The 19,959-nt window shown below is 63.5% G+C and carries 15 protein-coding genes; 9 read left to right on the forward strand and 6 right to left on the reverse strand.

The features are described from left to right. The first annotated feature begins 14 nt into the window (after positions 1-14). A complete protein-coding gene (locus tag ACIQUG_RS20220) occupies positions 15-659 on the forward strand; it encodes a TetR family transcriptional regulator (protein ID WP_043622665.1) in 645 nt (214 codons plus the stop codon). A 55-nt stretch (positions 660-714) separates the two neighbouring features. On the opposite strand, the gene purU is transcribed toward ACIQUG_RS20220, so the two are convergent. Both purU and polA read right to left on the reverse strand, forming a co-directional pair. Next, positions 715-1,569: a formyltetrahydrofolate deformylase gene (gene purU, locus ACIQUG_RS20225; RefSeq protein WP_402323682.1), complete on the reverse strand. Its 855-nt coding sequence runs from the start codon at positions 1,567-1,569 to the stop codon at positions 715-717. A 237-nt stretch (positions 1,570-1,806) separates the two neighbouring features. After that, positions 1,807-4,815, reverse strand: a complete 3,009-nt coding sequence (gene polA, locus ACIQUG_RS20230) for a DNA polymerase I (RefSeq protein WP_402323683.1) — start codon at positions 4,813-4,815, stop codon at positions 1,807-1,809. 511 nt (positions 4,816-5,326) lie between these two features. Here polA and ACIQUG_RS20235 point away from each other — a divergent pair. The 3 genes from ACIQUG_RS20235 to ACIQUG_RS20245 all read left to right on the forward strand — a co-directional run bounded on the left by ACIQUG_RS20235 (position 5,327) and on the right by ACIQUG_RS20245 (position 8,827). Beyond that, positions 5,327-5,770, forward strand: a complete 444-nt coding sequence (locus tag ACIQUG_RS20235) for a MarR family winged helix-turn-helix transcriptional regulator (protein ID WP_043622674.1) — start codon at positions 5,327-5,329, stop codon at positions 5,768-5,770. Between the two features lie 232 nt (positions 5,771-6,002). After that, positions 6,003-7,394: a M20/M25/M40 family metallo-hydrolase gene (locus ACIQUG_RS20240; protein ID WP_402323684.1), complete on the forward strand. Its 1,392-nt coding sequence runs from the start codon at positions 6,003-6,005 to the stop codon at positions 7,392-7,394. Between the two features lie 473 nt (positions 7,395-7,867). Then, complete coding sequence (locus ACIQUG_RS20245; RefSeq protein WP_043622677.1) at positions 7,868-8,827, forward strand: YbhN family protein; 960 nt, start codon at positions 7,868-7,870, stop codon at positions 8,825-8,827. A 19-nt stretch (positions 8,828-8,846) separates the two neighbouring features. Here ACIQUG_RS20245 and ACIQUG_RS20250 read toward each other — a convergent pair whose 3' ends face one another. After that, the gene (locus ACIQUG_RS20250; RefSeq protein WP_402323685.1) at positions 8,847-9,335 is read right to left on the reverse strand and encodes a hypothetical protein; all 489 of its coding nucleotides are present in this window, start codon (positions 9,333-9,335) and stop codon (positions 8,847-8,849) included. Between the two features lie 567 nt (positions 9,336-9,902). Between ACIQUG_RS20250 and ACIQUG_RS20255 the strand changes: the two genes are divergently transcribed. The 4 genes from ACIQUG_RS20255 (at position 9,903) to dnaJ (ending at position 16,325) form a co-directional block, all read left to right on the forward strand. Continuing rightward, positions 9,903-10,253 (forward strand): hypothetical protein, encoded by a 351-nt coding sequence (locus tag ACIQUG_RS20255; protein ID WP_043622682.1) that lies wholly within the window; start codon positions 9,903-9,905, stop codon positions 10,251-10,253. Positions 10,254-10,486: 233 nt separating this feature from the next. Next, a complete protein-coding gene (locus ACIQUG_RS20260) occupies positions 10,487-12,757 on the forward strand; it encodes a transglycosylase domain-containing protein (protein WP_402323686.1) in 2,271 nt (756 codons plus the stop codon). A gap of 260 nt (positions 12,758-13,017) precedes the next feature. Further along, positions 13,018-14,940 carry a molecular chaperone DnaK gene (dnaK, locus tag ACIQUG_RS20265; protein WP_043622688.1) on the forward strand — a complete coding sequence of 641 codons (1,923 nt, stop codon included), beginning with the start codon at positions 13,018-13,020 and terminating at the stop codon, positions 14,938-14,940. 251 nt (positions 14,941-15,191) lie between these two features. Further along, positions 15,192-16,325 carry a molecular chaperone DnaJ gene (dnaJ, locus tag ACIQUG_RS20270; RefSeq protein ID WP_043622691.1) on the forward strand — a complete coding sequence of 378 codons (1,134 nt, stop codon included), beginning with the start codon at positions 15,192-15,194 and terminating at the stop codon, positions 16,323-16,325. Between the two features lie 63 nt (positions 16,326-16,388). Here dnaJ and ACIQUG_RS20275 read toward each other — a convergent pair whose 3' ends face one another. The 3 genes from ACIQUG_RS20275 to ACIQUG_RS20285 all read right to left on the reverse strand — a co-directional run bounded on the left by ACIQUG_RS20275 (position 16,389) and on the right by ACIQUG_RS20285 (position 18,877). After that, positions 16,389-17,282 (reverse strand): DUF2182 domain-containing protein, encoded by an 894-nt coding sequence (locus ACIQUG_RS20275; protein ID WP_402323687.1) that lies wholly within the window; start codon positions 17,280-17,282, stop codon positions 16,389-16,391. Positions 17,283-17,287: 5 nt separating this feature from the next. Next, on the reverse strand, positions 17,288-17,923 hold the full coding sequence (locus ACIQUG_RS20280) for a DUF1326 domain-containing protein (RefSeq protein ID WP_402323688.1): 636 nt from the start codon (positions 17,921-17,923) through the stop codon (positions 17,288-17,290). Between the two features lie 204 nt (positions 17,924-18,127). After that, the gene (locus ACIQUG_RS20285; RefSeq protein ID WP_402323689.1) at positions 18,128-18,877 is read right to left on the reverse strand and encodes an SDR family oxidoreductase; all 750 of its coding nucleotides are present in this window, start codon (positions 18,875-18,877) and stop codon (positions 18,128-18,130) included. Positions 18,878-19,010: 133 nt separating this feature from the next. Between ACIQUG_RS20285 and ACIQUG_RS20290 the strand changes: the two genes are divergently transcribed. Next, on the forward strand, positions 19,011-19,910 hold the full coding sequence (locus tag ACIQUG_RS20290; RefSeq protein ID WP_402323690.1) for a LysR substrate-binding domain-containing protein: 900 nt from the start codon (positions 19,011-19,013) through the stop codon (positions 19,908-19,910). Positions 19,911-19,959 lie beyond the last annotated feature (49 nt).

Consider the following 19,959-nt stretch of genomic DNA (forward strand, 5'->3'; position numbering starts at 1 on the left):
ATGAGGAGGAATGAATGCGCCGAACAAAGGCCGATGCAGAAGCAACGAGGCAGAAGATCCTGAGCGCCGCCGAGCGCGTCTTCTACGAAAAGGGCGTCTCGAACACGACGCTGGAAGAAATCGCCAAGGCCGCCGGCGTGACCCGTGGCGCCATCTACTGGCACTTTGCCAACAAGACCGACCTGTTCCTCGCGCTGCACGATGCCGTGCCCCTGCCGCAGGAAGACATGGTCGCCCGCGAGATCGAAGCGGAAGCTGCCGACACCCTCTCCATCCTCGAAGGCGCCATGGGCGACTGGCTGGATGTTCTCGCCGCCGACGAGCAGCGCCAGCGCATCCTTACGATCATGCTGCGCACCAATTACGACGGCGACCTCGGCGAAGTGCTCGCCCGCCAGAAGGAACTCGACGAGCACCACAATGTCGTGCTCGAACTCGCTTTTTCCCGCGCGCTCGCCAAGGGGCAGATGCACGAGACCTGGACCCCGGCCTCGGCGACGCGGACGCTGCACTGGATGATGCTGGGGCTCTGTACGGAATGGCTGCTGTTCGGCCGCCGCTTCGACCTGACCGCCGAGGGGCGCGAAGGCCTGAGCCGGCTGTTTGCCAGCTTCCGCGCGCCGGCTGTCACGGCAACGGCCGTCGCCGCACGCCTGTAACCACCGTAGCCGGCACTCCAGAAGGTACCGGCTACACGAGGGCCCTCCGGAACCCTTAGCTGAACACCACGGTCTTGTGGCCGTTGAGCATGACGCGCCGCTCCAGGTGCAGCTTGACAGCGCGCGCCAGCACCCGGCTCTCGATATCGCGACCGGTGGCGACGAAATCTTCCGCTGTCAGCGCATGGCTGACGCGCTCGGTTTCCTGCTCGATGATCGGCCCCTCATCGAGGTCCGGCGTAACGTAATGCGCGGTCGCCCCGATCAGCTTCACCCCGCGCTCATGCGCCTGATGATAGGGCTTTGCCCCCTTGAAGCTCGGCAGGAACGAGTGGTGGATGTTGATCGCCTTGCCGTAGAGGCGCTTCGACAGATTGTCCGAGAACACCTGCATGTAGCGGGCAAGGATGACAAGGTCGGCGCCGGTCTCCTGAACCAGGCGCAGAAGCCTTTCCTCCTGCTCGGCCTTGTTGTCCTTCGATACCGGCCAACAGTGATAGGCGAGCCCTTCGGCCTCGGCCGTGCGCCGGCTGTCTTCGTGGTTGGAGACAATGGCGACGACCTCCGCGTTCAGCCAGCCCACACGGATCTGGTAGAGCAGGTGCAGCAGCGCGTGGTCGAACCTGGAGACGAGAACGAGGATCTTCGGCTTGACCGCAGCATCCGTGAGCGTGGTCCGCATCTGGAAACGCTCGACGGCCGGGCGAAGCGCCCGCTCGACATCACCGGCCTGAACGCTCGCTGCAACCTGAAAGGCGATGCGCATGAAGAAGCTGTTGGTCCTGGTATCCCAGAACTGGTTGCTCTCGGCGATGTTTGCGCCAAGGGCGGCAAGTTCCGTGGTGACGGCGGCGACGATGCCGGGTTTGTCGTCGCAGGACAGGACAAGAATGAAAGTCTTCGGCGCCATGATCTCCTCCGATTGCAGCCGTTTCGGACGAGGCTTCCAGCCCCTTCCCTAGGGCTGCCTATGAGGAGTTGAACGCGCCGGCAATCGTTCCGGCTGCGGCGGCTTACGCTTTCTATCATCCTGATGGAAAGGCGCCCGGGAGCATGAAATGCCCCCGGGCGCTGCAAGATTCGTCGCATCCGGCTTTTGAGGTTTTCTGAGAGGATTCCATCAGAAAACCCGGTGTGCACGGCTGGATCAGTGTGCCTCGTCCCAGTTGGTCGCCGCGCGCGCGTCGACCTTCAGCGGCACCTTCATGTCGAGCGCCGGCATGGCGGCGTTCTCCATCACCGAGACGACGACCGGAATGGTCTTTTCGACCTCGGCGTCCTCGACTTCGAAGATCAGTTCGTCGTGCACCTGCAGCAGCATGCGAGCCGAAAGCTTCGCCTCCGCAAGCGCCGGCTCCATCTTGACCATGGCGCGGCGGATGATGTCGGCGGCCGAGCCCTGGATCGGCGCGTTGATCGCTGCGCGCTCGTTGAAGGCGCGATGCGAGGGGATCGACGAGCGGATGTCGGGATAATGCGCGCGACGGCCGAAGATCGTCTCGACGTAGCCGTGCTCGCGGGCAAACACCTTGGTGCCTTCCATGTAGTCGCGAATGCCCGGGAAGCGCTCGAAATAGCGCTTGATGTAGTCGCTGGCTTCCGAGCGTTCGATCGACAACTGGTTGGCAAGGCCGAAGGCAGAGATGCCGTAGATGATGCCGAAGTTGATCGCCTTGGCGCGCCTGCGGATTTCGCTCGGCATGCCCTCGACCGGCACGCCGAACATTTCCGATGCGGTCATCGCATGGATGTCGACGCCGTCGGCGAAGGCCTGACGCAGCTGGGGGATATCGGCGACGTGGGCAAGCACGCGCAGTTCGATCTGGCTGTAGTCCGCCGAGAGCAGCTTGTGGCCCGGCGTCGCGATGAAGGCGGTGCGGATCTTGCGGCCTTCGGCGGTGCGCACCGGAATGTTCTGCAGGTTCGGGTCGGACGACGACAGGCGGCCGGTGGTCGTGGCGGCAAGCGCATAGGACGTGTGCACGCGCTTCGTCTGCGGATGGACGAAGCCCGGAAGCGCATCGGTGTAGGTGGACTTGAGCTTGGTCAGCTGCCGCCAGTCGACGATCTTGCGCGGCAGTTCGTGCCCTTCGGCTGCCAGGTCTTCCAGAACCTGCGCCGAGGTCGACCATTGCCCGGTCTTGGTCTTCGAGCCGCCGGCAAAGCCCATCTTGCCGAAGAGGATATCGCCGAGCTGCTTCGGCGAGCCGATGGTGAAGGTTTCGCCGGCGAGCTTGTAGATCTCGTCCTCGAGACCGGCAGCACCCTGGGCGAGCTCGCCCGAAAGCCGCGACAGGATCTGGCGGTCGACGGTGATGCCGCGGTCTTCCATGCGTGCCAGAACGTCAACCAGGGGCCGCTCCAGACGCTCGTAGACGCGCGTCAGCCCCTTGGCGGCCAATCGGGCCTTCAGGATATGCCAGAGCCGCAGCGTGACGTCCGCGTCCTCGGCGGCGTAGGCGGTCGCCCGGTCGATGTCGACGAAGTCGAAGGTCACCGACGACTTGCCGGTTCCGGTGATGTCCTTGTAGGCGATCGGCTTGTGGTTCAGCCAGCGCTCGGACAGCGAGTCCATGCCATGGGTGCCGTTGCCGGCATCGACGACGTAGGACATCAGCATCGTGTCGTCGAAGCTTTCGACGGTGACGCCGTGCCGCTTCATCACGAGGTAGTCGTATTTCAGGTTCTGCGCGACCTTGAGGACGGAGGGGTCCTCCAGCAGGCGCTTCAGCCGGCTCAAGGCTTCGGCGACCGGGATCTGGTTTTCGGCGAGCCCCCCGCCGAGCAGGTCGCCGACGCCGGTCTTGTGGATCAGCGGCACATAGGCCGCCCGGATGGAAGCGCCGGTCGGATCGGCCCTGTGGTCGGCGATCGCCAGCGAGAAGCCGACAAGGTCGGCCTGCATGGCATCGAGCGAGGTCGTTTCCGTGTCGAAGCCGACGACACCGGCTTCGCGCGCGTCCGATACCCACCGGTCGAGGGTGGCGATGTCGCGGATCGTCACATAGGCGCTTCGATCCATCGGCGCCTTGGCGAATATCTCAGCGCGCGCGGCAGCAAGCGCCTCGGGCGTCGCGTCCGCGCCATTCGCTTCGGCGCCACGCGACAGGACGGCGGCCGCTTCCGCGGCCTCGCCACGGGCGACAGCCGCGGTGGAAGAGCCTTCGCTGACCTTCGCCGCTCCATCGCCCTTGTCGAGATCAGGGCCGCGCGCATCGGCGCCCCATTCCACCGGCACTGCGGCTGCTTCGACGGCGTCGGCGTCCGTCCCGGTCGCAGCGGCGACACGACGCGTCAGCGTGGTGAATTCCATCGCCTTCAGGAAGGCGATCAGCTTCGGACCGTTCTGCGGCTCCAGGCTCAGCTCCTCCAGCGGAACGTCGAGCGGTGTGTCGGTCTTGAGTTCGACGAGCTGTCGCGACAGGCGGGCAAGATCGGCATTGGCGATGATGTTTTCGCGACGCTTGACCTGCTTGATCTCGCCGGCGCGGGCCAGCAGCGTTTCGAGATCGCCATACTCCTCGAGCAGCTGTGCGGCCGTCTTCGGGCCGATGCCGGGAATGCCGGGGACGTTGTCGGTGGAATCACCGGTCATCGCCTGCAGGTCGATCATCTTTTCCGGCGGCACGCCCCATTTCTCGATCACTTCCGGGATCGAGATCTGCTTGTCCTTCATGCTGTCGTACATCGACACGTTCGAGGTCACGAGCTGCATCAAGTCCTTGTCGGACGAGACGATGGTGACGTCGGCGCCGGCGGCTTCTGCAAGCCGGGCGTAAGTGGCGATCAGGTCGTCGGCCTCATAACCTTCCTTCTCGATGCAAGGCAGGTTGAAGGCGCGGGTCGCGTGACGGATCAGGCCGAACTGCGGGATCAGATCTTCCGGCGGCGCCGTGCGGTTTGCCTTGTACTGATCGTAGAGCGCGTTGCGGAAGGTCTTCGACGAATAGTCGAAGATAACCGCGAAATGGGTCGGCGTAACGCCGACCGACGTGTCGCGCGCATCGGTGAGCAGCTTCCACAACATGTTGCAGAAACCCGATACCGCGTTGACCGGAAGGCCATCGGATTTGCGGTTGAGCGGCGGGATGGCGTGGAACGCCCGGAAGATGAATCCGGAGCCGTCGACGAGGAAGAGATGATCACCGTTTTTCATGGGCAAAGGGATAGCGCGGGGCAAGCCAAAGGTCCATTGCGGTTTTCCCGCCAGACACTACATTCTCCACCGGTCGCGGTAGCCGCGATCGCCACCGCGGATTGCGGAAACGGAGGCCGATTTCGCCCTGGGATCGAGCGCCCGAAGGCTTCGCAAGCGGCCATTTAGCTTCACGCAAACGTTACGTATTTGTAATGTCCGATTCAGCCCTGGTATCCTTGAAAAGCCACATTTGAATCCTCAAATCTTACTCAACGGCACCGAGTGATGCCGTCTTCTGGTGATTGGCCTGTCCCCCGCCCGCACCAGATGAGGACAAAGGCCTTATCCCCCTCTCCGGGCCTTTGTCCCGTTTTCAAAAGACCGTCACGGCGCCGCCTCCGCACCGTGACGGTTTTTTGTTTCTGCCGTCCGATCACCTCCGCTCAAATCCCGGTGAACCCCGACAGTCTCAAGGTCCATCGCCTGCATTGTAACTTGTCTTCATGGCGGTTCGGGCGTACCGATAGGCATGGCCTTCAATCGTATGGAATCTGCGACCTACCTGGCCAGCCTGCTGGCGAAGAGCTTTTCGCGCGCGCTTCACGAGCGCGGCCAGAAGCTTGGTTTCGCGCCAGGTCAGTTTCCCATCCTGCTTGAGCTTTGGGCCGAAGAGGGCCTGACGCAGAAACAGTTGCTCGATCGGCTCGACATCGAACAGGCGACGATGGCCAACACGCTCGCTCGCATGGAGCGTGACGGGCTCATCCTGCGCCGCAAGCATCCGCAGGACAAACGCTCGCAGCAGATCTACCTGACCGAAAAGGCAAAGGAGATGGAGGCGGCCGCCAAGGAGGCAGCGCTTGCCGCCGACCAGTCGCTGCTTGCCGGCCTCAGGAATTTCGAGCGCGAACTGATGCTCGAATATATGCGCATGGCGCTCGCCAGCGTGGCACGCGGCGACAGTCGCGCCTGACGCGCCATCGCCCGGCCTGATCGTCCCATCAAAAAATTTGGCTTAAAGCGGGCGTGCGCCCGTTCTAAAGCAGGGGCAGACGCGCCGATCCGGGCGCCCCGGCACTCCCCTTGCCAAGGCGCCAGGCTCTCCGTTCACCGTCACCTGGGACCTCTGCCCAAAATCGCTCAAATCGATTTCGCTTTGGCGGCACATGCAGTAGGTTCCGGCGAAACTTGAAGCAAGGATATGCATGATGGCTGACATCACCCCCGTTCTCGAACGCGCAGACGCCAACCTGCCAAAGAGCCTCGACCGGCTGTTCGACCTGGTTCGCATCAAGTCGATCTCGACCGACCCGGCCTTCAAGGCGGAATGCCGCAAGGCGGCGGAATGGCTGGTGGCCGAGCTTAACGCTCTCGGCTTCACCGCGTCGGTCCGCGACACCCCCGGCCATCCGATGGTCGTCGCCCATCACGACGGCGCCAAGCCCGATGCGCCGCATGTACTGTTCTATGGCCACTACGACGTCCAGCCGGTCGATCCGCTGAACCTCTGGGACACCGACCCGTTCGAGCCCGGCATCAAGGAAATCGAGCCCGGCCGCAAGGTGATCACCGGCCGTGGCACGGCCGACGACAAGGGCCAGCTCCTGACCTTCGTCGAGGCGGTGCGCGCCTACAAGGACGTGCATGGCGCCCTGCCCTGCCGCGTCACCATCCTGTTCGAAGGCGAAGAGGAGTCCGGCTCGCCGTCGCTGAAGCCCTTCCTCGAAGCCAATGCCGCCGAACTCAAGGCCGATTATGCGCTGGTCTGCGACACCAGCATGTGGGACCGCGATACGCCGGCGATCTCCGCCGGCCTGCGCGGCCTCGTCGGCGAAGAAGTCATCGTCCGGGCGGCCGACCGCGACCTGCATTCCGGCTACTTCGGTGGTGCTGCCGCCAACCCGATCCGCATCCTCACCACCATTCTCGCCAGCCTTCACGACGAAAACAGCCGCGTGACGCTGCCGGGCTTCTACGACGGCGTCGAAGAGACGCCGGCCCAGATCAAGGCGGCGTGGGAAACGCTCGGCCAGACGGCAGAGAAGTTCCTCGGCGAAATCGGCCTGTCGATCCCGTCGGGCGAAAAGAACCGCTCGGTTCTGGAACTGACCTGGGCGCGACCGACCGCGGAAGTCAACGGCATCACCGGCGGCTATACCGGCGAAGGCTTCAAGACGGTGATCGCGGCCGAGGCTTCGGCAAAGGTTTCCTTCCGCCTGGTCGGCAACCAGAACCCGGAGAAGATCCGCGAAGCGTTCCGCGCCTATGTGCGCTCGAAAGTTCCGGCCGATTGCTCGGTCGAGTTCCATGCCCATGGCGGCTCGCCGGCGATCCACCTTCCGTACGAATCGCCGCTGCTCAACACCGCGAAGGTGGCCCTTTCCGACGAGTGGCCGAAGCCGGCCGTCATCATCGGCATGGGTGGCTCGATCCCGATCGTCGGCGACTTCCAGAAGATGCTCGGCATGGAATCGCTGCTGGTCGGCTTCGGGCTCTCCGACGACCGCATCCATTCGCCGAACGAGAAGTACGAGCTGCAGTCCTATCACAAGGGCATCCGCTCCTGGATCCGCATCCTCGACGCGCTCGCCGCCTGATGATCCGTGCGGGACGGGTCACGGTTTTCCGCGCATCCCGCCCCGCATATTTGACCCCGGAAGCCGTGGCGAAGCCCTCCGCCACGGCTTTTTCGATTTGATTGCGCGGCCGCCGATGATGCAGCCCTTGCGCGCAAACCCCGCTTCGACGCGCACGCATCGCTGCCCGATCGGCGCCATGTCCGCGCTTTACCGTTTCCCCTTCACTGTTTCCCGGCGGTTTCTCCGCTGTCGGCAGGCCGTCAATCCTTGACCTCCGGGGTCTCAGGTGCTTCCTTTTTGTGAAACAAATCACAAAGGGAAATCGGATCGTTGGCAAGGGTAAGGACCGAAGCGTCGCGCTGCGGGCGTGATGCTATGACAAAGCGGCTCAGAAAAAAAATCGTCTCCGCTCGGAGAATCCCTCCGGCCGCTGCAATGGAAGTGTCCTTGAAACACCCCTGCCACGCCCTCGCACCGATCGCGGCACCGGCATGAAGCGGCTGCAGACCTATTTCTGGCCCGTCGTCGGCCTTCTCGCGATCCTGTTTTCGGTCAACGCGCTCTACCATGAGCTGCGCGGCCTGTCGTTCGACGAGTTTCTCGCAAGCTTCAATGCGATTTCGCTGAAAAGCTGGCTCCTGGCGATCGGCTCGACGCTGCTCGCCTATGCGGCGCTGGCGGCCTATGACCGGCTGGCACTCGACCACCTCGGCCACCGCATCTCGCTCTGGTTCATCACGCTCTGCTCGTTCACGACCTACGCGCTGTCGCACAATCTCGGCGCCTCGGTGTTCTCTGGCGCGGTCGTGCGTTACCGCGCCTATCGCTCCAAGGGACTTTCCCCGGGCGAAGTCGGCGTGCTGGTCGCCTTCTGCTCCTTCACCTTCACGCTCGGCACCTTGGTTCTATCGGCCGTCGTGCTGTTGATGCGTCCCGACATCATCGAACGTTTTGCCGAGTTCCTGCCGGTGGAAATGTCGCTGACCACGGGCGTGCTGATCCTCATCGTCATCGGGCTCTACGTCATCGGCAGCCTCGTCGGGCTGCCGTCGTTCCGCACCCGCTGGTTCCAGCTGCACTACCCCAAGCCGAAGATCGTGTTCCGGCAGCTGGTGGTCGCGCCGGTGGAGCTGATCGGCGCCGCCGGGATCATCTATTTCGCCCTGCCGGAAGCCGGCAATCCGGGTTACATCGTCATTCTCGGTATCTTCCTCGCCTCGTTCTCGGCGGCCCTGCTTTCGCATGCGCCGGGCGGGCTCGGCGTGCTGGAACTGATCTTCATCGCCGCCTTGCCGGAAATGGATCCGGCCGCCGTGCTTGCGGCGCTTGCGATCTTCCGGCTGCTCTACCTGATCATCCCCTTCATCCTGGCGCTGGTGGTGATCCTGGTGTTCGAGCGGGCGCGGTTCGTGGCGGAGCGCCACCAGCCGAAGGGAAGCGACCTCCCCTAGGCGAGGGGCACGTCCATTATCAGGGCGCGTTGCAGACCGTCGGCAGCGCCTGTTCGAGCGGCCCCTTCACCTCGTGCAGGCGCGCCGCTTCGATCTGGTAGGGCGTGAACGGCGGCACCTGCAGCGACGGATTGATGATGCGGGTGACGTAGCAGCCGGCGAAAAACCGCACCCGCCCCCGCTTCTCGATCGATTTCACCGCGATGGGAACGGCGGAATAGATGCTGCCCGCCCCGGCCTCCGTCTTCACCTTGCCGACCTTGATCTCGACAGACACCGTGCGCTCATAGCCGCGGGTGAAGGCCTTGAAGCCGCCGACAGGCTTCGATTCGCCGAAATAGCCATAGGCGCGGGCATATTCCTTGCGGTTGACGGCATTGTAGAGCGAGCGCACGAGCGCTGCCCCATCGGACCGGTCATCGACATAGGCGACGCTGTCCTGCGCCAGAGCCTCGCCGTTCAGGGCTGCAAAGGCGCCGAGGGCGAAGACGGTGGATCGAAGCTTCATGGCAGTCCTCCTTTGTCGTGGCGGCAGCCGAACACAACAATGAGGCGAAGCCATAGCAGGATTCGCGAGAAGATCGATAACGGCATAGGCCATCGTCCGGTGCGGCGCCGGCGATCCGTATGACTTCAGGAGATATGGGAGGCGGTGGGCGTCCTGATACCGATGAGCAAAAAGCCACGGGCGTACGCGCAAATGAAAAGAGCCCCGTGTGGGAGGAGGTACACGGGGCTCTCGAACTTGATCGACAGCTGGGAGGAGGAGTGCCGCCGATCCGCATCGGGCGCCGCGGGAGGAGGTGCAGCGCTTCGATAAGTCGTATAATAGTTATGCGTCGCAACAATTTCAAGACATCATTTTTGCACTGCACAAAATCGTGAAGAGAAGGCAGGTCGAGAGGCATCTTTCCTGATGTCCAGCCTCAAGGCGGCGCTCCGAATGGTCTGCGAGCCACGGTAACTTCATGGAAACCACAACCACTGATGGACGTTTCCTTTTATTCAGCTTTTTCGATATGCGACTATACGTAAGCTGATAAGAAATTTTCACTCAATAATTGCAGGTGCCCAGATGAAATTGCTGCTCCAGATTCCGACCGCGCTCATCGTTGTGCTAATCCTCGCGACCTGGCTTGCCAGCCTCCGTCTCGTCGTGCTGCCGCCCGGCTCCCTGAAGCTGAGGTCAATGACGGCGCTCGTCTATCAGGGGCATGGCTTCCGCCTGGTCGACAGCCCGCTCGGCATGTGCGGACGTCAGGCCTACCCGGCGGCCGACTGCGAGGAGGTGGCCGTGAACCATCTGGGCAAGCGGGTTCTGCTGCGCCTGCCCTTCAGCCAATGGCTCTACGATTTCACCGATCCCTATCCGGTGAGCCCCACGGCATCGGTCGAAGCGACACCGTTGCGGACCTCCATCCAGTAGGAACCGAAGCGCACAGGCGGGACTTGGGGCGTATGCGAGCCCGCCGTCAAGGTTTTGAACCGTCAGGCTTTTTCACAACGACTTTCTTAACCACCCCTTAAATTGCCGCATTTAAAGTTCACCCGGTCGCCGTGGCGGATGGGCGTGGGACGCCGTTACCGCCGTCGAAATCGATTGGCCGCAACGATAGCGCCAAGGGCCACCGCTGGGCGGTGAGGGGTAGATCAAACGGCATGGCAGCAAGCGGCAGGTCAGGACAGCGGATCGAGCCATCGTTCGGCGGAAACGAGGACGATGACGACGACGATTTTCGCGTCGAGGCCAGCGACCGCGTGACCACCAGCCGCAAGGCGCCCCGCAGCAAACCTTCCGGCAGCAGCAACAGAGGCCGCGGCAAGAAGAAGCCAGCAAGCAAGCGCGGCGGCGGTCGTCGTGGCTCCGGTGGCGGTGGTCTTATCGGCCTTGTTCGCACGCTGTTCTACTGGTGCATCGTGCTCGGCATCTGGGGCGCCATGGGCGTCGGCGGCCTGGTGCTCTACTACGGCGCGCGCATGCCGAGCGCCGAAAGCTGGTCGATCCCGGAGCGCCCGCCGAACGTCAAGATCCTTGCCGTCAGCGGCGACATCATCGCCAATCGCGGCACCACCGGCGGCGAAGCGCTGTCGCTGGAAAACATGTCGCCCTATATTCCGCAGGCCGTCATCGCCATCGAGGACCGCCGCTTCTATTCGCATTTCGGCATCGATCCCCTGGGTCTTGCCCGCGCCATGCTGACGAACCTCACCACCGGCCGCATGGTCCAGGGCGGTTCGACGCTGACGCAGCAGCTTGCCAAGAACCTGTTTCTCTCGCCGGAGCGCACGCTGGAGCGCAAGGTGCAGGAAGTGCTGCTCGCCTTCTGGCTCGAGCAGAAATATTCCAAGGACCAGATCCTGGCGATGTATCTCAATCGGGTGTTCTTCGGCTCCAACGCCTATGGGGTCGAAGCGGCCTCGCGGCGCTACTTCAACAAGTCGGCGCGCGACGTGAACCTCGGCGAGGCGGCCCTGCTCGCCGGCCTTTTGAAAGCACCGTCCCGCCTGTCGCCGGCGCGCGACCCGAAGGCGGCGGAAGAGCGCGCCCAGGTCGTTCTCGGCGCCATGCGCGAGGAAGGCTACGTCACCGACAGCGAAATCAAGACGGCGATGTCGCAGACCCCGACCAAGGCCAAGAGCTATTGGTCGGGCGCCGAGCACTATGTCGCCGACATGGTGATGGACCAGCTTCCCGGCATGATCGGCGAGATCAAGGAAGATCTGGTCATCGACACGACGATCGACCTCAACCTCGAGAAGAAGGCCGAGGAAGTGATCGCCGCGACGCTGGACGCCGACGGCAAGAAGCTCGACGCCTCGCAGGCCGCCCTCGTCTCGGTCGACGGCACCGGCGCCATCCGGGCGCTCGTCGGCGGCAAGGACTATGCCGAGAGCCAGTTCGACCGCGCCTCCAAGGCCAAGCGCCAGCCCGGCTCGGCCTTCAAGCCCTTCGTCTATGCCGCGGCCATGGAGATCGGTCGCACGCCGATGTCGATCCGCAACGACGGCCCGGTCCGGATCGGCAACTGGACGCCCGAGAATTACGACCAGAAATACCGCGGCGAGGTGACGCTGGCCGATGCGCTCGCCAATTCGCTGAACACGATTGCCGCGCAGCTCGTCATGGAGGTCGGCCCCTCGAACGTCGTCAAGGTCGCGCACCGCCTCGGCATCGATTCCGAGATGCAGGCGAACGCCTCGATCGCGCTCGGTACCTCGGAAGTGAGCCTCGTCGAACTGACGTCCGCCTATGCCCCCTTCATGAATGGCGGCTTCAAGGCAACGCCACACGTGATACGCCGCATTTCCAAGGCGGACGGCACGGTGCTTTACGAAAACACCTACGACAACCCGCCGCGCGTGCTCGATCCAGCGATCGTCAGCGAAATGAACCAGATGCTCCTGCGAGTGCTGACCAAGGGCACCGGCAAGAAGGCGCAGCTGAAAGGCTGGGAAGCGGCCGGCAAGACCGGCACCACGCAATCCTTCCGCGACGCGCTGTTCGTCGGATACACCTCGAATCTCACGACCGGCGTCTGGTTCGGCAACGACGACGGCAAGTCGATGAAGAAGGTGACCGGCGGCGGCCTGCCGGCCAAGGCCTGGCACGATTTCATGATGGCGGCCCACGAAGGGCTTTCGCCGTCGCCGCTGTTCGGCACGACCGGCGTGCAGCCGGTCTTCGACGACGGCACCGCGCCGCCGTCCGGCGACCTGATGTCCGGCGATCCGGAAGCCTTTCCGGACGCACCCGTCGGCGTCGATGGCGGTGTCGCAGTCGGGCAGCGTCCGGTCGACCAGGGCGGCGCCCCGTGGGGCGGCCAGACGGCGGACCAGGGCAACGACGGCATGGTGCCGCCGGCCGATGTCGGCCAGACGACCGGGGCCACGCGCCGCACCACGCTTTTCGATATTCTGACCGGAGGCTGAGCCCGCCGGAACCGCGATTTTACAGGGGATCCGGCCCGCGGGCAGGCTCCGGCGCGTGAGCCATTTCGGGCCTGATAAATACCGGGCTTGCTTTTGCCCCCAAACGCCCCGCAGAATGCCTTGCAGTCCGAAACGCCGGTCCTTATATACGCCGCATCGGCGCAGTCTAAGCTGCGAAGAAATCCAAAGACCATCCCGTTAGGGGCTGTCTCACGAATGCCTGACCGGGTTCCGACAGTCCGCTGCAAGGAGAGAACGACATGGCTAAAGTTATCGGTATTGACCTGGGAACGACCAACTCCTGCGTCGCCGTCATGGACGGTAAAGACGCGAAGGTGATCGAAAATGCCGAGGGTGCGCGCACGACCCCCTCGATGGTGGCCTTCAGCGAAGACGGCGAACGTCTCGTTGGCCAGCCGGCAAAGCGCCAGGCTGTCACCAATCCGGAAAACACGCTTTTTGCGATCAAGCGCCTGATCGGCCGGACCTTCCAGGATCCGACCACGCAAAAAGACAAGGACATGGTTCCTTACAAGATTACCAAGGCCGACAATGGCGACGCCTGGGTCGAAGCGCACGGCACGGATTACTCCCCGTCGCAGATCTCCGCCATGATCCTTCAGAAGATGAAGGAAACGGCCGAATCCTACCTCGGTGAAAAGGTCGAGAAGGCCGTCATCACCGTACCGGCCTACTTCAACGACGCTCAGCGCCAGGCAACCAAGGATGCCGGCAAGATCGCCGGTCTCGAAGTTCTGCGCATCATCAACGAGCCGACCGCGGCAGCGCTCGCCTACGGCCTCGACAAGAAGGACGGCAAGACGATCGCCGTCTACGACTTGGGTGGTGGTACCTTCGATATCTCGGTTCTCGAAATCGGCGACGGCGTCTTCGAAGTGAAGTCGACCAACGGCGACACTTTCCTGGGTGGCGAAGACTTCGATATGCGTCTCGTCCAGTACCTCGCCGGCGAGTTCAAGAAGGAACAGGGCATCGACCTGAAGAACGACAAGCTCGCTCTTCAGCGCCTGAAGGAAGCCGCCGAAAAGGCCAAGATCGAGCTGTCCTCGTCGCAGCAGACCGAAATCAACCTGCCGTTCATCACGGCTGACGCTTCCGGTCCGAAGCACCTGACGATGAAGCTGACCCGCGCCAAGTTCGAAGCGCTTGTCGACGACCTGATCCAGCGCACCGTCGCGCCGTGCAAGGCAGCCCTCAAGGATGCCGGCGTCTCGGCTGCCGAGATCGACGAAGTCGTTCTCGTCGGCGGCATGAGCCGCATGCCGAAGGTTCAGGAAACCGTGAAGCAGCTGTTCGGCAAGGAGCCGCACAAGGGCGTGAACCCGGATGAAGTGGTCGCCATGGGCGCCGCGATCCAGGCCGGCGTTCTGCAGGGCGACGTCAAGGACGTTCTCCTGCTCGACGTCACCCCGCTGTCGCTCGGCATCGAAACGCTCGGTGGCGTCTTCACCCGCCTGATCGAACGCAACACGACGATCCCGACCAAGAAGTCGCAGACCTTCTCGACCGCCGACGACAACCAGTCGGCCGTGACGATCCGCGTCTCCCAGGGCGAGCGTGAAATGGCTGCAGACAACAAGCTGCTCGGCCAGTTCGACCTCGTCGGCATTCCGCCGGCACCGCGCGGCATGCCGCAGATCGAAGTGACCTTCGACATCGACGCCAACGGCATCGTGCAGGTTTCGGCCAAGGACAAGGGCACCGGCAAGGAACACCAGATCCGCATCCAGGCATCTGGCGGCCTCTCCGACGCCGACATCGAAAAGATGGTCAAGGACGCCGAAGCCAATGCTGAAGTCGACAAGAAGCGTCGCGAAGGCGTCGAAGCCAAGAACCAGGCCGAAAGCCTGATCCATTCCAGCGAGAAGTCGCTGAAGGATTACGGCGACAAGGTTTCGGAAACCGACCGCAACGCGATCTCCGACGCGATTGCCGCGCTGAAGACCGCCGTCGAAGCTTCCGAGCCGGACGCCGAAGACATCAAAGCCAAGACCAACACGCTCATGGAAGTTTCCATGAAGCTCGGCCAGGCGATCTACGAAGCGCAGCAGACGGAAGCCGCCCATGCGGATGCCGCCGCCGACGCTGCCCGTGACGGCGATGTCGTCGATGCCGACTACGAAGAAGTCAACGACGAAGACGACCGCAAGCGTTCGGCCTAAGTCACCCTTCAAACAGACGAAGAAGCCCGGGTTCGCCCGGGCTTTTTTGTTGCCGGTGTCGTCCGTCGCGGCGCGCAATATCGGCGATCGGCACCATGACTTGCCGCAAACGTAGCTTTTCCGACAAAAAACCGTATCTACCGCCGTTCGGGCTATGGTATCGCGCTTCAAGGTTTACTAAATCGGTGGCAAGGTAAACGGGCAGCCGCCGAGCCATCGCGCTGGCTTGCCAACAGGATAATCTTCTACGAATGAAACGTGATCTCTACGAAACGCTTGGTGTTGCCAAGAACGCCGACGAAAAGGAGCTGAAGAGCGCCTTCCGCAAGCTCGCGATGAAGTATCATCCGGACAAGAACCCCGGCGACGCGGCAGCGGAGAAGACCTTCAAGGAAATCAACGAAGCCTACGAGATGCTCAAGGACCCGCAGAAGCGCGCGGCCTATGACCGTTACGGTCACGCAGCCTTCGAGCAGGGCGGAATGGGTGGCGGCTTCGGCGGCGGTGGCGCCGCCGGCGGCTTCTCCGACATTTTCGAAGACATCTTCGGCGAGATGATGGGCGGCGGGCGCCAGCGGCGCTCATCGGGCGGTCGCGAGCGCGGCGCCGATCTTCGCTACAACATGGAGATTTCGCTCGAGGAAGCCTTCGGCGGCAAGACGGCGCAGATCCGCGTTCCGACCTCGATCACCTGCGACGTCTGCACCGGCTCCGGCGCCAAGCCCGGCACCAGCCCCAAGACCTGCGGCACCTGCCATGGCTCGGGCCGCGTGCGCGCCGCTCAAGGCTTCTTCTCGATCGAACGCACCTGCCCCACTTGCGGCGGCCGCGGCCAGACGATTACGGATCCCTGCGGCAAGTGCCACGGCCAGGGCCGCGTCACTGAAGAGCGTACGCTCTCTGTCAACATTCCGGCCGGCATCGAGGACGGCACCCGCATCCGCCTCTCGGGCGAAGGCGAAGCCGGGCTTCGCGGCGGACCGGCGGGCGACCTCTACATCTTCCTCTCGGTCAGGCCGCATGAGTTCTACCAGCGCGACGGCGCCGATCTCTATTGCAGCGTGCCGATCTCGATGACGACGGCTGCCCTTGGCGGCAAGTTCGACGTCACCACGCTCGACGGCACCAAGTCGCGCGTCACCGTTCCCGAGGGCACCCAGGCCGGCAAGCAGTTCCGCTTGAAGGGCAAGGGCATGCCGGTGCTGCGTTCGGCGCAATCGGGCGACCTCTACATCCAGATCCAGATCGAAACGCCGCAGAAGCTGACCAAGCGCCAGCGCGAACTGCTGCAGGAATTCGAGCAGATCTCGTCCAAGGACAACAATCCGGAATCGACCGGCTTCTTTGCCCGGATGAAGGATTTCTTCGATACGCTGAGCGACTAAGGCTTCAAGCCCGACGGCTTCTAGAGCGCCGCGCGCCGGAAACGGTTGCGCGGCGCTTCTGTTTCAGAGCAAGGCCACGAGCTGCCACAGCCCGGCCAAAACGAGCGCTACCCCGGCGATACGGGACAGGACCCTGCCGCCGGGCACGACCTTCTCCGCCAGAACGAAGATGGCGATGGCAGCGATCCACAACACGTTCATCACCCCGCCGACGAACAGCAGCGCCATCAGCGCCCAGCAGCAGCCGACGCAATAGAGCCCGTGCCTCACACCGAGGCCAAAGGCGCCGCCCGCTTCGCGACGAAAGCCGCCGTGGTTCTGGATGAAAAGCAGCGGCGCCTGGCATTGGCTGAGACAGCGATCCTTGAGCGGCGTGAACTGGAACAGGCCGACAGCGACCAGCACGATGCCGCTGAGAAGCCCACTGGCGCTTGCAAGCGCCGGTGTGAGCAACAGGGCGCGATCAAGCAGCCATTGCCCGAGAACGGCGACGAGCGCGAACAGGAGCCACGCCGACAGGTAGCCGACGGCAAAGAAACCGGTGGCGGCGAAGGGCTTGCCTTGTTGTGCCGCCTGGCGGCCGACGCGGGCGTAGAGCAGGATCATCGGCGTCGCCGACGGCACCATCATGCCGACCATCATCACGGCCCACATGACGAAGGCATAGGCGAAGGTCGTGACGGTCCAGGGAGCGGCAACCGTGCCCACCATCGATGCCATCGAGCCCTCCTGCGCGCCCATGGTCATTGGCATCTCCGTGGGCATGTCCATGGGCATATCCATGTCCATGCCGGAGCCCATATCCATGCTGCCGGAGGGAACCGGGGGAGCAGCCATGTCCATGGCCGACGCCAGCCACAGGACGTAGAGCCAACTGATCACCGTCAGGGTAACCAACGCCGCCACGACGACGACGCGGTCACGCCTGAGCAGGGTTTCGAGGGCCGTGTCTCCCATCGGCGTCAGTGGATCACGCCGCTTTCGGTCAAATGCATCCGGGCGAAATGGGCATGCGAATCCGCAAGCGCCAAGGTCAGCGGCCCTTTCGTATCGGCCCATCCGCGTCCGACCTCGCAAAGATCGTATTCGAAACCGTGAGGCAGATTGATGCGTGCCTGGTGAGCCATGCCGGTCACCGGATTGAGGATCGGCTCACCGCGCGCGACCAGCCAGCCCGGCACCTCCAGCCGCGCCGTTCGGGCGCCGATATCAACCTCGAAATCGATGTCGGCAAAGACCGGATCGTGCATGGTCTCGAAGGTGGTCGCGAAGACCTGGAAAAAGGTTGCGCCGGGCTCCGTATCCTCGCCGCTCATGATGCGCAGCAGCGCGCCGCGCTGCTCGTCCGATGCGCGGATATCGACGATCGGTACCACCTGCCCCCTGCCCTCGTGGATCGCGCCAGGCCAAGCGGCGATCAGGCCGCCGCGAAGCCCATCGAGCCGCGTATCGCCGTGATAACCTTCCTCGATCTCGAAGGCGCCAACGGCGCTGCAATGGCCTTGGGTCGGCAGGGCATTGAACTGGCAGGGGCAGCCATAGGCGCAATTGCAATGAATGAACTCACGCCCCTTCATCATCCATCTGACACTCGTCATCGTCTCCTCCTGGGATCTGATCGGTGTTCGTCTCGCGTATTCGCGCAAACGGATGCCTTTTATTAGAGTTGGAAAATATACTCTTCTCCGTAGCCGATGCCAACGGCGGGCAATGCCAGAGGCGGGAACACGACAGCGCCGCGGATCGGCTGGACCCGCGGCTCTTGGATGATCAGGCATTTGCGCTTTGGGTCGACGCCCGTCCTAGAGCGTCGCCATGCCGCCATCGACGATCAGTTCGGCGCCGACGGTGAAGGTGGCTTCGTCGGAGGCGAGGAAGACCACCGCCTTGGCAATCTCGCTCGCGTCGCCAAAGCGGCCGAGCGGGATCTGCGCCGCGATCGCATCGACCACCTGCTTGTTCTCTTCGGGCGTCGGGGCGTGGCCGTCATGGAGCGGCGTGCGGATCGGGCCGGGGCTGACGGCATTGACGCGGATGCCGCGACCGATGAGTTCACCCGAAAGCGTGCGGGCGAGCGACAGCAGCCCCGCCTTGGTCAGCGCATAGACGCTGGAGGTCGGCATGCCGATATGGGCGTTGATCGACGTGTTGAGCACGACCGAAGCGCGCTTCGAGAATATCGGCAGCAGCGCCTGGATCAGGAAATACGGGCCCTTGACGTTGATGGCGACCGAGCGGTCGAAGCTTGCCTCGTCCCACGCTTCGACCGGCTGCAGCTTGGCGATGCCGGCATTGACGAACAGGATGTCGAGCGTGCCGAAAGTGGCACGGATCTTTTCGGCAACGGCCGCCTGACCGGCGACATTGCCGGCATCGGCCTCGATGATAAGCGCGGCCTCGCCAAGGACAGCGCGAGCTTCCGCGATGTTCTTCGGGTTGGTGCCGGTGACGGCAACGCGTGCGCCTTCGGCAATAAACTGGCGGGCGGTTTCGAGACCGATGCCGCTGGTGCCGCCGGTGATGAGCGCCGTCTTGTTCTCCAAACGTGACATGATGAAATCCTCTTGCTGGGTTGATGAGGAGGCCGGTTCGATTGGCCGTCCTTCGATGCCCACAGATATGGCGGAAAACGTTCGTTCGGATTAGTCTTCCAATTGTGGAACTCGAATTCGGAAAAGCCGAACGATGATGAAGATCGAAGGAATAGCTGCCTTTGTCGCCGTGGCCGAAGCCGGCTCGATCAGCGAGGCGGCACGTCGCCTGCGGCTGTCGAAATCCGTCGTCAGCGAGAGAGTGGCAGAACTGGAACGCGGGCTCAACGCCACGCTTCTCCACCGCACCACACGCAAGCTGACGCTCACGGAGGATGGCATCGCCTTTCGCGAGCGCGCCATCCGGATCGTCGGCGAAGTGCAGGCCGCCGCCGACGATCTTGCCGAACGCCGCGGGCTGCTGACGGGACCGCTTCGGATCGCAGCCCCGGTCAGCTTCGGCAGACGGCATCTCGGCCCGGCGCTCTATCCCTTCCTTGCCCAACACCCGGAGATCGAGCTGACGCTCGACCTGGACGACCGGCGGGTCGATGCCGCCTCCGAAGGCTACGATGCGATCGTGCGCCATGGGGTGATCGCCGATTCGCGCCTGGTCGTGTGGAAGCTTGCCAGAAGCAGGCGCCTGCTGGTCGCCGCGCCCGACTATCTCGATCAGCACGGCACGCCGGCGTCGCTTGCCGAACTCGAAGGCCATCGCGGCATCTTCTACACCAATCGCGGCGCTGCCGACTGGCGCTTCGAAGGGCCCGGAGGGGCGACGGTCGTGCGGGCCCGACTGGCGCTTGGCATGAACAATGGCGACATGCTGCACGACGCCGCCGTCGCCGGGCTCGGCATCGCGCTGTTGCCCGCCTTCATCGCCGGTCCGGCGCTGCGCCAGGGGCAACTGCGCGAGATCGACGTCGGGCTCAGTCCAGAGCCGGAGTTCATCTACATGGCGCATCCGGAGGGCCGGCGCGCCTCCACCAAGCTCAGAGCCATCGCCCAGCACCTCAAGGAAGCCTTCGGCGATCCGCCCTATTGGGATCCGTGACGGCTGCTGCAATGCCGGCACAATCGTTGCGGGCGACGGTATCGCGCCG

The organism is Ensifer sp. NPDC090286 (assembly GCF_044769565.1).
In the GTDB taxonomy this organism is placed as follows: Bacteria; Pseudomonadota; Alphaproteobacteria; order Rhizobiales; family Rhizobiaceae; genus Ensifer.